9 protein-coding genes are annotated in these 14,233 nt (G+C 62.8%); 2 read left to right on the top strand and 7 right to left on the bottom strand.

Annotated elements, in window-relative coordinates; genetic code table 11:
- Positions 1 to 131 precede the first annotated feature (131 nt).
- The 5 genes from G520_RS0100390 to G520_RS0100370 form a co-directional block, all read right to left on the bottom strand.
- On the bottom strand, positions 132 to 1,382 hold the full coding sequence (locus G520_RS0100390) for an NRAMP family divalent metal transporter (protein WP_036664912.1): 1,251 nt from the start codon (positions 1,380 to 1,382) through the stop codon (positions 132 to 134).
- A gap of 82 nt (positions 1,383 to 1,464) precedes the next feature.
- Positions 1,465 to 2,259 carry a substrate-binding periplasmic protein gene (locus G520_RS20915; protein WP_036664910.1) on the bottom strand — a complete coding sequence of 265 codons (795 nt, stop codon included), beginning with the start codon at positions 2,257 to 2,259 and terminating at the stop codon, positions 1,465 to 1,467.
- Positions 2,260 to 2,355: 96 nt separating this feature from the next.
- Positions 2,356 to 3,858 (bottom strand): methyl-accepting chemotaxis protein, encoded by a 1,503-nt coding sequence (locus G520_RS20910; RefSeq protein WP_051228752.1) that lies wholly within the window; start codon positions 3,856 to 3,858, stop codon positions 2,356 to 2,358.
- A 46-nt stretch (positions 3,859 to 3,904) separates the two neighbouring features.
- Complete coding sequence (locus G520_RS0100375; RefSeq protein ID WP_028533944.1) at positions 3,905 to 4,762, bottom strand: transporter substrate-binding domain-containing protein; 858 nt, start codon at positions 4,760 to 4,762, stop codon at positions 3,905 to 3,907.
- 480 nt (positions 4,763 to 5,242) lie between these two features.
- Complete coding sequence (locus tag G520_RS0100370) at positions 5,243 to 5,728, bottom strand: Lrp/AsnC family transcriptional regulator (RefSeq protein WP_028533943.1); 486 nt, start codon at positions 5,726 to 5,728, stop codon at positions 5,243 to 5,245.
- A 122-nt stretch (positions 5,729 to 5,850) separates the two neighbouring features.
- Here G520_RS0100370 and G520_RS0100365 point away from each other — a divergent pair, with 122 nt between their 5' ends.
- Positions 5,851 to 6,885 carry a histone deacetylase family protein gene (locus G520_RS0100365; protein WP_028533942.1) on the top strand — a complete coding sequence of 345 codons (1,035 nt, stop codon included), beginning with the start codon at positions 5,851 to 5,853 and terminating at the stop codon, positions 6,883 to 6,885.
- 107 nt (positions 6,886 to 6,992) lie between these two features.
- Complete coding sequence (locus G520_RS0100360) at positions 6,993 to 7,604, top strand: TMEM175 family protein (protein ID WP_246542740.1); 612 nt, start codon at positions 6,993 to 6,995, stop codon at positions 7,602 to 7,604.
- Positions 7,605 to 7,935: 331 nt separating this feature from the next.
- On the opposite strand, the gene G520_RS0100355 is transcribed toward G520_RS0100360, so the two are convergent.
- The gene (locus G520_RS0100355; RefSeq protein WP_028533940.1) at positions 7,936 to 10,785 is read right to left on the bottom strand and encodes an adenosylcobalamin-dependent ribonucleoside-diphosphate reductase; all 2,850 of its coding nucleotides are present in this window, start codon (positions 10,783 to 10,785) and stop codon (positions 7,936 to 7,938) included.
- 108 nt (positions 10,786 to 10,893) lie between these two features.
- Positions 10,894 to 14,172 carry a DUF748 domain-containing protein gene (locus tag G520_RS20905; protein WP_051228750.1) on the bottom strand — a complete coding sequence of 1,093 codons (3,279 nt, stop codon included), beginning with the start codon at positions 14,170 to 14,172 and terminating at the stop codon, positions 10,894 to 10,896.
- Positions 14,173 to 14,233 lie beyond the last annotated feature (61 nt).

Genomic DNA, 14,233 nt, shown 5'->3' with positions numbered 1-14,233 from the left:
AGCGGAGCATGAGTTCCCTGGAGAGGAAGGCCGGGCATGAAGCCGGAGACTCGCCGCCCGGCTGATGATTGCAGCCTAGAGGCAGGCGGCGGCGCGCGGAATGCGGCAGCTTGCCGCACCCGCCTCGCGCTTCAGCGCAGGACGAGCCCCACGGTCGCCGCATAGAGCCCCAAGCCCACCGTGACGGCGATCAGGCTGCCCGCCAGCACGGCGTAGCCCCCGCGCAGGCGGTAGGCGCCGGGCAGGCGCCGCGCGAGCAGAAACAGAAAACCCAGGACGATGGGCAGCAACATGGCATTCATCACCTGGACGCCGACGCCTATCGCCACCAGATTCGCCCCGCCTCCGACCGCGAGCGCGGCCACCGTCAGCACCAGAATATAGCTGGCGTAAAACACAGGCGCCTGCCGCGGCGAGTGCTCGAGGGTGTGGCGATAGCCGAGGATTTCGCCCAGCGCACGCGACGCGGTCAGCGTCACCACGATGGCCGCGATCAGCGATGCGCCGCTCATGCCCATGCCGAACAATAATTTGCCGCCGCCAACCCCCAGGAAGGGGGCGATGGCAGCCGCGATGTCGCCGACCGAGTCCAGCGCCACATGCCGGCCTGAATGCGCGAGCGTGGCGGCGGTCACCACCAGCACGGCGGCCATGATGGCCTGAGTCAGCACCGCGCCGATGGCGGTATCCCAGCGCGCCGCACCCAGATCGGCCAGTCCCAGTTTTTTCTCGACGACGGCGGACTGCTGGTAGAACACCATCCACGGCATGATGACCGCGCCGATATTGGCCGCGACCATGAACAGATAGCCTGGATCATGCAGCGGCATGCGCGCAGCCCCCGCCACCATGTCCGCCGCCGCCGGATGCGCCTGCCAGGCGACCAGAACAAAGACGAGTTCGAACGCGCCCAGAGCAAGTGCAATACGCTCGACCGAAGCATAGGAACCGGTGAGCACCATCAGGGATAGCCCCCCCACGGCCAGGGTCAGCGACAACCAGACCGGAACGCCATACATCTGCCCCACGCCCGCGAGCCCGCCGAGTTCGGATAGCAGGGCACCGAGGCAGGCCAGCAACAGGGTCGCCGCCGACAACCAGGCCCATCCTCGTCCGAACTGGGAGCCGATCAGCTCGCCATAGCCTTTGCCCGTCACGATCCCGAGGCGCACGGTCAGCTCCTGCACGATATAGAGAATGGGGATCAGAATGACTTGGAGCAGCAGCAGGGAATAGCCCCATTGCGCCCCGCTCTGTGCCGCGGTCAGCACGCCGCCGGCATCCGTATCGGCCAGCATGACGGCGAGGCCGGGGCCGGCTACGGCGAAAAAGCGCAGACGTCCACCAGGCAGGGAAAGGACTGAGGAGGTGTTCTGGCTCATGACGCACTCCGTTGAGCGTGGGGCTATACTGAGTATCGTACAAATGATATTGATTCGCAATAGCATTTGCGCCCCCCCCGCTTCACGGTCCGTCGCGTTCACCCAGAACCGGCTTTTTGGCCCAGATCGCCAGGTAATCGTTGCTGACGTGGGCGAAAATGCCCTGCCGGCTCAGCTCGCCCAAGCGGCGGTCGAAGGCGGGCAGCCATTTCAGGCAGGGACTCGCGCGCGAAAAAGCGACGTAGTTATCGGCATGGGTGAGATACGGCTGCAGGGCAGTGAAATGGCCCAGCTTGTGCTGCGCCGCCATCCAGGCCAGTCCCGGATAGAGCCCTATGACGGAATAGTCGACGCGGCCATACTCCAGCAGCTTGAACAGCTGATTCAGATCGGAGGTCTCGGTCACTTGCAAGCGCCGTTGCATGAACTCGTCGAAGCCTCCGCCGAATACATTACCCAGTGCGATGGCCCCGCGCCGCGCAATCAGATCGTTGCGATCGCGGAAAGGAAAAGGACGGCGTACATCGACAAAAGCCACCACCGGATTGCTGAGGGCGGGATGGACGCCGAACGCCAGAAAAGCCGTGCGCTCGGGCGTGATCTTGAGGGTGGCGACAACATCGACATCGCCGCTGCGGGCGAGAGCCAGCACGCGCTTCAGAGGACCGACATAGCGCACCTGGTATGGGACATGCAGATCGTCGAACACGCGAGTCGCAACGGCAATGCTCGCCCCCTGCAAGACCTCGCCATCGTACCAGTGCAGCGGCGGATAGCTGGGATCGGCCGAGATGACCAGCCGGCCGCAGCCGGCGGCATACGCAGGCACGGCCGCGACCAGCCATAGCAGAACGGCAACACACGGCAGACGGCGCATGGCATTCCTCGCACGATGGGCATTCCCGCCAGCAAGTCGATGGCGGGGTGCCGACCGTAACGGGACGGTCTCATCCGTCCCGTCATTCCCTTGTCATTATAGCTGGAACTGCCCCAGCGCGCCGCGCAGGCTCTCGCCTATGCTGAGCACTTCCTTGCTTTCCGAGTGCGCGGCGGCCGACATCTCGTTGACTTGCTGGGCGAGATGCTGAATCGCCTCGACATTGGCGCTGATACCGCTGATGGTTCGGCTCTGCTCCTCGGCGGCGGCGGCGACATGCACATTCATGTCGTCGATGACATCGATATTGTCGCGGATATGTTGCAGCGAGGCCCCCGCTTCGCGCGAGCGCAACACCGTCGACTCGACCCTTTCGTGGCTGCGATCCATCGCCTCGCCGGCGCTGCGCGCCGCGCCTTGCAGTTTGTCGAGCATCGCCGCGATTTCGCTGGTGGACGCGCCCGTCATCTGCGCGAGCTTGCGCACCTCGTCGGCGACCACGGCAAAGCCGCGACCGGCTTCGCCCGCACGCGCCGCTTCGATCGCGGCATTCAGCGCCAGCAGATTGGTCTGGTCGGCGATGCTGCGGATCACATCGAGAACGCGGGTTACCGCGTCGCAGTCGTTGCGCAGCGCAATGATGCGCTCGCGGGTTTCGGTGATCTCGCTTCCCAGCTGACCGACCTGCTCGACGGTATCGGTCACCACACCGACCCCTGCCTGGGTCTGCTGCTTGGCCTCGTGCGTGCTCGAGGCAGAGCGCGTGGCGCTGCTGGCGACGTCGAGCGCGACGCTCGACATCTCGTTCAGCGACGAAGCGGTTTCCTGTGCCCCCTCCAGCTGCTTGCGACTCGCGCCGGACACCTCGCTGGTGCGCGCCGCCAGGCCGTCGGCGGCGGCCGACAACTTGTTGGCGGAACCGATGACCGTCCCGATCAGGCGGTGCAGATTCTCGATAAAGCGATTGAAGCTGCCGGCCAGTTCGCCCAGCTCGTCATGGCTGGAAATGACCAGGCGCTTGGTCAGGTCGCCGCCCCCTGCGGCGATTTCCCCCAGCGCATGATTGATGCGCGCCACGGGCCGCGTGACGAGCGCGCGCACCATCACGGTCAGGCTGAACATGACGCCGGCCAGCGCACACAGCACTGCCACGACCACATAGAGCAAGGTGCTGCGAACCTGCGCCCCGACCGAGTCGGTGCGGAAATCGGCACTGACTTCGCCCAGCGCATTGCCATCGTCGCCGGTAAGCTTGATCGTCTGGGCCTGCAGCGAATCGGCGGGCACCGCCTGCTCCTGCTTCATCTCGCCCAGCACCTTGCCGCGCTGATCGGTGACACGCAGGTGATAAATGTGACTCTGTTTGATGAACGAAGCCAGAATGGTGTTGATCTGCCCCCCATCATAGGTAAACACCGGGTCTCGCAGCACAATGCCGAGCACGTCGGAGCTTTCGTTCATTTTCACGTGCAGGTCGCGCTGCGACTGCTGCGAGACCACGACATAAGCTCCCCCCAACACCAGCACGGTAATGACGACAACGACCAGGCTGACAGTACGGATCAGACGGGCGCTGATCGAATTTGCTCCAATATTCATGATGTACCCTTTCGCGGTGACCACAACCGGTTGCCCAGATCAGCCTTTAGTATTTGGAGATATTCAGCCACAACTCCGGACGATTGGTCGGCGTCTGCGCCGACATGTACGGATTGGGAATGCGGATCACCAACCGGTCTTTCAAGCGGGACTGGGCCAGCGCATTGGCGACCAGCGGGTTGCCATAGAACAGTTTGTCGTAACTCCCGTCCTTGATCGCGGTTTCGAAGCCGCTACGGATGGCCTCGGCCAACTGCGGCTTGTCTTTGGAGACAAAGAAATACATAGCAAACGGGTAGACCAGAAGGATATGTTTCTCTACCTCCAGATTCAGCGCCTTATGCTGCTCGACTTCGGACCAGGGCTCATGCACCGCACGCGGAAAATAATCGAAACGGCCGCCCTCGAGCATGGGAAACAGGTTCGGATATTTGACCGGCGTCACCACCGGCAGATTGGCCGCCTTGAGCACGGCGGTATCCCCCCAGAACCGTCCCTGCCCCGCCCGCAGCTTCTTCAGATCTTCCAGCGATTTCACCTGATCGAATTTCGGCTGATCGCCTTTGCGGATGATGAAAATCCGATACCCGAGCATGCCTTTTTCTATGGGAATGCGTACAGGAATGAGTTCCTGCTCGTACTCGGGCTTGGTGCCGGCCCACATCACCGTCATCTTGCCCTCCTTGATGTATTCGACCGCCCGCGCCTGTTCGGCAAACTGAGGCAGTGACTGGAAGCGGGCCCCCGGCATCGACTTCGACAAGGCCAGTTTGAGGACGGACAAGGCCAATTGCTCTTTCGGTTCATTGGCCAGATTGGTGATCACGGTTTCGGCTGCGACCGCCCGTGCCAGGCAGAGTGCCGACAGCACGGCAAAACCGGAATACTTGAAAAACGAGCGCATGAGTCGGTCTCCCTCCTTCCCCGCCGTATCCGGCTCCCCCCGGGCAACCCCGCCCCCGAGTACCGCCGGCCTGCGGTTTTATTGTCGATGAGCAACATGCCCCGTTCCGGACGAGGCTTGAATCGTTACGCCTTGGCTGCGCAAACCCGGAGAGTGTGCCTTAACTCGCCGCCCCCGGAGGACGTGCCGTCTGCGCTATCACCAATGGGTACTTCATTTGTATTGTAGTCTTCATACTACTTAACATTTTATCGTTTTGTCGCGCGAAAGCTTGAGAAATACTTAAGGACAGGTGAAAAACAGGAAAAAAAGGAGAATAAGACAGAATAACAGGTAAAAACGCGGCGGCTGACAGCGCTGTCAGCCGCTGAGAGCGTACGTTTAAATGCAAAATAAATATTTACGGAAAAATGCGAACTATCATCATCATCGTTGCAGCCCGCCACGACCACGCTTACGCCTGCGTAGCCCGGACGGGGATCAGCCAGGCAGCGGCAAACGGCTTGAAGCTTTGATTTCCCGCAGCGCGAGACTGGAATGAATCGAATGAATCCCCGGAATTTTGCGCAGGACCTGCTCGACGAAATCGCTGTATGAATCCAGGCTCACGGTCACGACCTGCAACAGATAGTCGGCGTCACCCGTGATCTTGTGGCAGGAAAGAACCTCGGGATAGGCCTGGATGATCTGCTCGAAACGATTGGGGGCATCGTCGGTGTGCACGGCAAAACCCAGCCGGACAAAGGCCAGCACATCGTAGCCCAGTTTGCGCCGATCGAGATTGGCCTGATACCCCTTGATATACCCTTCGCCTTCGAGACGCTTCAACCTGCGCCAGCAGGGCGTCACGCTCAAGGACAGCTGCTCGGCCAGCTTGGGGTTGGACAGGGCGCCGTCCTGCTGCAGCAGACGCAAAATAGTCAGATCGGTCGCATCAAGTTGCTGTACGAGTCTGTTTGCGCTCATTCTGGCATTCTAAAGAGTCTATTGTTCTCACAGAATACGGTCAGCGCGAAAGGAATAGCAATACCTGTTCCTCGCGGCCGGGCCATACTTATATCTTTCCCGCAACGGCAGGCAGCGTCCCCATGCTTACATTCTATAGTCCCGCCCACCAGCTCCATCACGCGACCGAATTGAAAGACGGCGTACTGATGCCCTGTTTCGAGACGCCCAGCCGGGCCGAGACCATTCTTGCCCGGGTGCGGGAGCAGGGTCTGGGCGAGGTACTGCCGCCGGGCGACTATCCGGCCGAGCGTTATGCGCGCGTGCATACCCCGCGCTACGTGCGCTTTCTGGAAAAGGCCTGGGGCGAATGGAGCGCGACCGGACGCCGGCACGATGCCCTGCCGCTGATCTGGCCGGTTCGCGATATGCGTAGCGATATCGAGCCGGAGTACATCGATGGCAAACTCGGTTTCTATGCGATGGACGCCGGGGTGGCCATCACCGCCGGCACCTGGGAGGCGGTGCGCGGCAGCGCCAATCTGGCGCTGACCGGCATGGACCGGCTGAGCGCGGGCGGGCAAGACAGCGCGTTTGCGCTGTGTCGCCCGCCCGGTCACCATGCCGCCGCCGAATACATGGGCGGCTATTGCTACCTGAACAATGCCGCCATCGCCGCCCAAGCCGGCCTCGACGCCGGCGCCCGCCGCATCGCGATTCTCGATGTCGATTTCCACCACGGCAACGGCAGCCAGAGCATTTTTTACTCGCGCCCCGATGTCCTGTTTGCCTCCATCCACGGCGACCCCAAACGCTCCTATCCCTATTTCCTCGGCCATGCCGACGAAAAGGGCCACGGCCCGGGCGAGGGCTTCAACCACAACTACCCTCTGCCGCACGGCACCGACTGGTACGGCTATCGAACGGCGCTCGAGCATGCAGGGCGCACCATTGCGACGTACGCTCCGGATGTAGTGGTGGTATCGCTGGGCGTCGACACTTTCAAGGATGATCCGATCAGCCACTTCAAACTCGGCAACGAAGACTATCTGCGCATGGGCGCGGCCATTGCCGCCATCGGCAGGCCGACGCTATTCGTAATGGAAGGGGGTTATTGGGTGGATGATATCGGTGTCAACGCGGTGAATGTCCTGAGCGGATTCGAAGCCGCGCGCTGAGCGATAGCGACGGCTGCCGTTTCCATCCTATGATGAGGACGGAGGGAGAGATCCATGCGCAGAGGGCATTTGTCAGGACGTGCCGGCCCCGCAGCAGGGGCGGACTCATGAGACGGGCAACGCACGCGATGGGAAAGAACCGGCTGGAAGCCTTCAGCGATGGCGTGCTCGCCATCATCATCACGATCATGGTTCTCGAACTGAAGGTGCCGCACGGCGCCTCTCCCGCCGTCCTCGCACCGCTGTGGCCGGTCTTTCTCAGCTACATTCTGAGCTTCGTCTACGTCGGCATCTACTGGAACAATCACCATCACCTGATGCAGGCCGTCGAGTCGGTCAGCGGCAGCATTCTCTGGGCCAACCTGTTGCTGCTGTTCTGCCTGTCGCTGCTGCCGTTCACGACGGGCTGGGTCGGCGAGAACCATTTCGCGCGCTGGCCAACCGTGCTGTACGGCGTCAACCTGCTGCTATGCGCGCAGGCGTATTTCATTCTGCAAAACCGGCTTATCCGCCACCACGGTCGCGACAGCGTGCTCGCACGCGCCATCTCCCGCGATGTCAAAGGCAAGGTCTCGCTCGGGCTGTACCTGGCAGGCATCGCTGCCGCCTGGCTATGGGAGCCGCTGGCCGGGCTGGCCTGCATCGTCGCCGTGGCCATGCTCTGGCTCGTTCCCGATCGCCGCGTCGAACGCGCACTGAGCCTGAAAATGGACGATTGATGCGCGTGGACGCATATACTGCGACTCGATACTGATAAAAATCAGCACCTTATATCGCGTCAGCGCTCCCCATTGATTCAGCGCGTACTGAATCGCGACCGAGGGCGTTGATCTGCCTGACCGCAGGCTCAACAGCGCCTTCAGCCGGACCGGCGAAACCGGAGATAGCCAGGAGGTGCTGGATGCGATGGTGTGTCACGGCCAGAAAAATGGCCGTTCCCCTGAGAGAGGAACGGCCTTGAATGATGCAAGTCTTTTGACCGAAATTTCAGCACTACCCTCTGAAACCCGCGTCAGACACGGACTTTCAACTTACGGTGCAACTCGCACGCTAGCCGCATGCTCCCACATGGCCGCAGGCGGTGCAGAATTCGCAGCCGTCGCGTTTGACCAGCGCATGGTTGCCGCACTCGGGGCAGGGCCGGCCGGGCAAGGGGCGCATCGCCTCGACCTGGCTCGCATCGAACAGATCGCCCTGCTCGGGCACCATCACCCCCATATCCTCGACCGGGAAGCCTTCTTCGGTCAGGAGGCCGAGCATCGCATAGCGGTGGATGGCCAGCCGCGCCAGATAGGCGACGGTGGACGGCCAGCTCTGCGATTTGTCGCTGTCCGGCACGCGGGCAAAAAAGTCGCCCTGCGGCTCGGCGTAATTCAGCAACTTGCGCAGCTTCATGCCTATCCAGGCCGGATCGATCACGCGCATGTCCAGGCTCAGCATCTTGCACAGGCCGTCGAGTTCGCGCGGGTAGCTGCCGGCCATCCACATCGAGAACGGGCGGCGTTGGCCATTCGGCAACACCAGTTCCTTGACGAAAAGGACGAAGTCGTCGCCGGTCTGCGGATTGACGACATCGGCCGACCAGCTCATGGTGCCGTCGGCGCCGGACTTGGGTTCCTTGCGCGCAAACATGGCATCCATCACCGGCGTCGTGTCGCCGTCCTGCGCCGCCAGGGCCCCCAGTTGCTCGACGCGATGGCGGACGACCTGGCCGAGGGCAGATGCCGCGCTCGAAGCATGCAGAACCGTGTCGCCGAGCTCGAGTGCATAGCGTTTGTCGCCGAAGGTGCGCGCCAGCGAGCTCAGCTTCATCTCAAGCCAGGCACGGTCGCGGCAGCGCATGTCCATCGACAGTGTCTTGGCGACGGCACCGAGGCCGCGCGGCTGCTCATTGCCGTTGACCCAGCATTCGAACGGCTGCGCATGTCCGTTTTCCACATGCCCGACCACGACGGCGAAGTCGCCGCTCTCATGTTCGACCATATAAGTCCACGAGGGATTGCCATCCTTGAGCTTGGGACGATGAGGCCACTTCAGGCTTGCCAAGGCCGGACTCGGTGCCGAGTTGAGCGTGATGCGGCGGTCGGGGTCGCCCTCCTGGCTGGCCGACAAGTCCTGCGGCGTCGCGCGCGCGGGTTCGACCGACAACACCGAGCCGAGCACCGCATTCGGACGGTAGGTGGTAATCCCCTTCAGACCCGCACGCCAGGCTTCGAGGTAGAGATTCTCGAAATCGGAAAACGGATAGTCGGCCGGCACGTTTACGGTCTTGGAAATAGCGGTATCGATATAGGGAGCGACCGCCGCCACCATATGCATATGATCTAGCGCACTCATCTCCAGCGCCGAGACGAAGTAGTCGGGCAAAGCCATGACATCGCCGCCATCGAGCCGGTAACGCCGGTAGGCGTGGTCTTCGACCAGATATTCCTGGGTCCCGCCGTCGGCCATGCGCTTTTTCCGGGTATAAAACCAGGAGAATGGCGGTTCGATCCCGTTCGAGGCATTGTCGGCGAAGGCCAGCGAGATGGTGCCGGTCGGCGCGATGGACAGCAGATGCGAATTGCGGATGCCGTGCTCGGCGATGCGCGCCTTCAGCGCCTCGGGCAAGCGACTGGCGAAATGCGGGGCCGCCAGGTAGCGCTCGGCATCGAACAAGGGGAAGGCCCCCTTCTCGCACGCCAAGTCGATCGAGGCAGCGTAAGCCGAATCGCGCATCGCCGCGGCGATATGGGCGGCCAGGGCACGACCGGCCTCGCTGTCGTAGCGCACCCGCAGCATGATCAGCGCATCGCCGAGACCGGTGAAGCCCAGACCGATGCGGCGCTTGTTCTGCGCCTCGCGCTCCTGTTCCGGCAGCGGCCACACGGTCAGATCCAGCACATTGTCGAGCATGCGCACCGAGTTGCGCACGACGGTATCGAAAGCCTTGAAATCGAAGCGGGTCTTGTCGGAGAACGGATGATGCACGAAGCGGGTCAGATTGATCGAACCGAGGTCGCAGCAGCCGTAATCGGGCAGCGGCTGCTCGCCGCAGGGATTGGTCGACTCGATGGTTTCGCAATACGACAGATTATTGTCGCGATTGATCTTGGACAGGAACAGCACGCCCGGCTCGGCATGGTCGTAGGTCGACTCCATGATCTGACGCCACAGATCGCGTGCGCGCACCTTGCGGTAGACCCACAAGCCGTCGTCGCGACGATAGTGGCCGGGGAAGGCATCGCTGGCCGGTTCGACCTCGTGCACCAGCTCCCACTCGCCATCGGCTTCCACCGCCTCCATAAAGCTGTCGAACACGCCGATGGAAATGTTGAAGTTGCGCAGGTCCCCCTGATCCTTGGCGTGAATGAAGGATTCGATATCGGGATGGCTGCAGTCGAGGACGCCCATCTGCGCACCGCGCCGTGCGCCGGCCGACTCGACCGTCTCGCAGCTGCGATCGAAGACGCGCATATACGATACCGGCCCCGAAGCGCGGCTGTTGGTCCCTTTGACATGCGCGCCCCGCGGGCGGATGCGGCTGAAGTTGTAGCCGACGCCGCCGCCGCGACGCATCGTCTCTGCCGCCTGCAGCAGTGCGGTATAAATACCCACCTTGTCGCCGACCGGTTCGCTGACCGAATCTCCGACCGGCTGAACGAAGCAATTGATCAGCGTGGCACGCAGATCGGTGCCGGCAGCGGAATTGATGCGCCCGCCAGGGATGAAACCGCCCTCGAGCGCTTCAAAAAAGGCCTGCTCGTAGCGTGACGGCTCCTTCTCGATCGCGGCCAGCGCCCGCGCGACGCGACGACGGACCTCCTGCACGCTGCTTTCACCGCCCTTGGCATATTTTTCGAGCAGAACTTCACGCGAAATATCCTGTTCCATCGACTCCGCCACGTTTTCCTGTTTCACTCCGGCACTCCCCGAAAACCGCTCCACCTACTACATATAGTAGGTGAAATCATTTTTTTACACCGAATATGGGATTATACGCTCTTGAACCGGAGCAACAATGTTAAATCATTGTCCGGTGAGCCCCATAAGCAACGGTATGCCGTCCGCCCCGGCCCGGCTGGGCTTGGGCGCAAGGACATGGACGCGCGTGGAGAACGAGGCGTTGTCATTGAGCAACACTTGGCGCGCCCCCTCGGCCCGCTGCTGTGCGAGCCGCAGCAGCGCAGCCTGGTCCACCGGCTCGGCCGCGATCATCTCGTCGCGCAATGCGCGTGCGAGTTGCCCGCCAGCCGGACCGGACGGCGACAAGGTCCGCGTCAACAAATGCAGGCGCCCGCGCCGTGCAGCAAACACCGATTTCACTGCCGCCTGGGTCGAGGCCTCCTGCCAGTCCGGTGTCGCCAGCGGCTCGCCCGGCAAGGGCGCGCGACCGGAGGCGCTCAGGATCGCCAGATCGATACGCGCGCGCGCGAGTTCCTGCCGGTCGCGTTCGGCATCGTAGCCTCCGGACAGATCCAGAGACACACGCGGCCGCTTGGCAAGGATCAGCCCGAGCTGCCGCAGTTTTTCGCGCTCGGGCGGTGCCACGCTGGCCTCGCCCGGCACAAAGCTGATCGCATCGAAACCGCCGTTGCCCAACAGGCCGCTCAAGGCGCGGAACGGCGCGGTAACCGCTTTTTCGACCACGTTGACCAGCGCCTGCCACACCAGATGACCGTAGCTGAAGTGCGGGTCGTCCAGATTCCCGCTCACCGGCAGTTGCAAATCGATGCGGCGGTCGCTGTCCTCGAGCAGGGCCACCGCCAGACGCAATGGCAGATGGCTGACGCCAGGGGTGGTCACTTCCTCGCCCAGCTGGATCGAATTGATGACGACGCGATTGTCCCCGCTGAGCGCGCGATGCTGCAGATGGTAGTTCAGCTCGACGCCGAGGCTGCCGTCGGTGATTTTCCATCCGGCCAGATTCATCGCGTAGGGATTGAGACTGGATAAAGGGATATCGCGGAAGCGCAATGCGATATCGCTGTCGTCGGCCACGGCAAAAGGCGCAAGCGCGCCGCGCACCTTGACGTCGCCATGCTCGTCCACGTCGCCGTCCAGGGTAATGCTGCCGCGACGGCCCGGTCGGCTGGAAATGCCGTCGATGCTTCCGCGCAGATTCTTCATGCTGGTGGAAAAGGCGGGCGTCATCCCAAGATCGGCGAAGTCGATATCGCCGCCCTGCACATGAATGCGCCTGACGTCGATGCGCGGCAAAGCGCTCGTGCTGCTTGCGGCGGCCGGTGCCGTCCCCGGCGCGCGATCGCTCGCGAACAGGCGGACCAGGTTCAAGCGGCGTTGCGAATCCAGCATCAGACGCGCGACGGGTCGGGCCAGGCGCACATCGTCGACTGATAACACCAGCGGCATCGAGCCGGCCTTGATCCCGGCCAGCGACAGACTCGTCCAGGCCACCAGCGGACGCGGCTGCCCCGGTTCCTGCAGGGACAGGGCATCGATCGCGGCACGGCCGCCGACGTTCCAGCTGCCTCCACGTTTCCAACTCAGATCGAGAGCGGCAGACAGCTGTCCCTGCTTCAAGCGCAGAGGGCCATGCCCGAGCGCGTAGGGCGCCAGTGGCGGCAGCGGCAGGTGGTCTACCTTAAGCGTTCCCTGGAGGGCGATTGCGCGTGGATCGAAACGCATCTGCGTCTCGAAATGGCCGCTCTGCATGCGCCCTTGCGCCCGGATGTCAAAATCGCCGCCGGCCTCCGTGAGCTCGGCCCCCAGATCGTCCAGCACCAGCGCGACCGGGGTCGGTGCGGCGCGGTCGAGCAGATGCAGACGGCCTCGGCTCAAGGTCAACGCCGGGAAGGACAGTTGCCAGGCCGGGCCACCAGCCGTTGCGGCACGGGAGGGAGCAGGAGCCGGCGCCTGCCGCAGCAGGCGCTGCCAGTCGATGACGCCGTCCGCTCTACGTTCGGCGTTCAGCGACAGACCGTCGAGGCGCACATCGCCGGCCTGGATGCGGAAGCCCTGTTGCAGAACCTGACTCGGAGCCAGGGTCGCGCGTTCGAGCATGAGTACGGGTTTCCGGCCTTCGCTCCCCAGTCCCAGCCCCGTCAACTCGGCGCTGGCATCGCTCAAAGCGAAGCCCTTGGCCGGGTCGAGCTGGAAACCGGCTCGAGCGTTCGGCAGCGTAAAGTCGATTGCCAGCGGCGTGAGGAAACGCTGGTCGATCAGATGCGCATGCCAGTTGCTCAGTGCGATCTCGCCTATGCGCAGTTTCCATGGCGAAGGCGCCGCCGAGGGCCTTGCGGCGTCGGCGTCCTTGCCGGCAGGCAGGGCCGCCAGCCAGTTGATCACGCCGTCACGGCGGCGCAAGGCACTGAGGCGACCGCCGTCGAGCACGATTTTCTTGATATAGACCGAGTGCTTCTGCAGGTCGAAAATGCCATCGTCGATACGCAGCTGCTCCAGCGCCAGCGACTGTCTGGCCGCCGGATCGCTCAGACCCAGTCCATCCAGATTCAAGTTGAACGGGCTGAGACTCAGGCGCGGGACCCGTGCCTTGAGATCGAAGACATAGCGTGTGGATGCACTGACCGTTCCCGCTGGCGTGGCCAGCTTGAGGAAGGGATGCACATAGGGCCAGATGCTGGCCAGGGGCAAATCTTCGAGTTCGAGCTCGCCGCTCGACTCCAGAGGCTGCAGCTGAAGACTGCCGTTCCAGTCCAGATGCCCGCCGCCGGCCAGGCTGGCCAGTACGTGGAAACCGCCTGCCCGGGGCAGGGTCGTGATGTCGGCCAATACCAGGTCCAGCGATTTTATATCGATCGCATGCCCCGGATTTTCGAATGAATCGACCACGTGGATGCGGCCGGACAATAACTGGAAAGAATCGATCACGATGCTCGGCATCCGGGTGTCGGCGGTGCGCGGCGCCGCCTTGCCGGAGGCTTCGGCGATAAAGCGGGCCCAGTTCCAGAAGCCGCGCTCATCACGAATCACATTGAGTTCGGGAGCCTCGATGCGCAGTTCTTTCACCCGCCAGCGACCCAGCAACAGTCCGCTCGGAGCCGGTCGCAGGTAGACGCGCCGCAGCCGCAGCAAGGACGTGCCGTCGCGATCGCCAAGGCGGATGCCCTCCACTTCCACCGACATGGAAAGCGGATGAATATGGATGGCGCCGATTTCCAGTTGCCTCCCGATGCCATGCGCCCAATTTTGAGCAGCCTGCCGGACCAGGCCCGGGGCCATCGCAATCAGCACCCCCCAGGCGAGAACCAGCACCAAAGCGGCTCCGACCAGGCGCTTGCGCCACGTGTGCGGCGGCCTAGACGGCGGCGCTCCATCCTGTTCCATACTCATCCTTATCACTCACGCAATTCATTTATTATACATTGGCAGCATTTTACATCCTTAG

The organism is Paludibacterium yongneupense DSM 18731, assembly GCF_000422925.1.
In the GTDB taxonomy this organism is placed as follows: domain Bacteria; phylum Pseudomonadota; class Gammaproteobacteria; order Burkholderiales; family Chromobacteriaceae; genus Paludibacterium; species Paludibacterium yongneupense.
The sequence above is the reverse complement of the archived record's forward strand: the minus strand, read 5'-3'. Positions and strand labels throughout refer to the sequence as shown.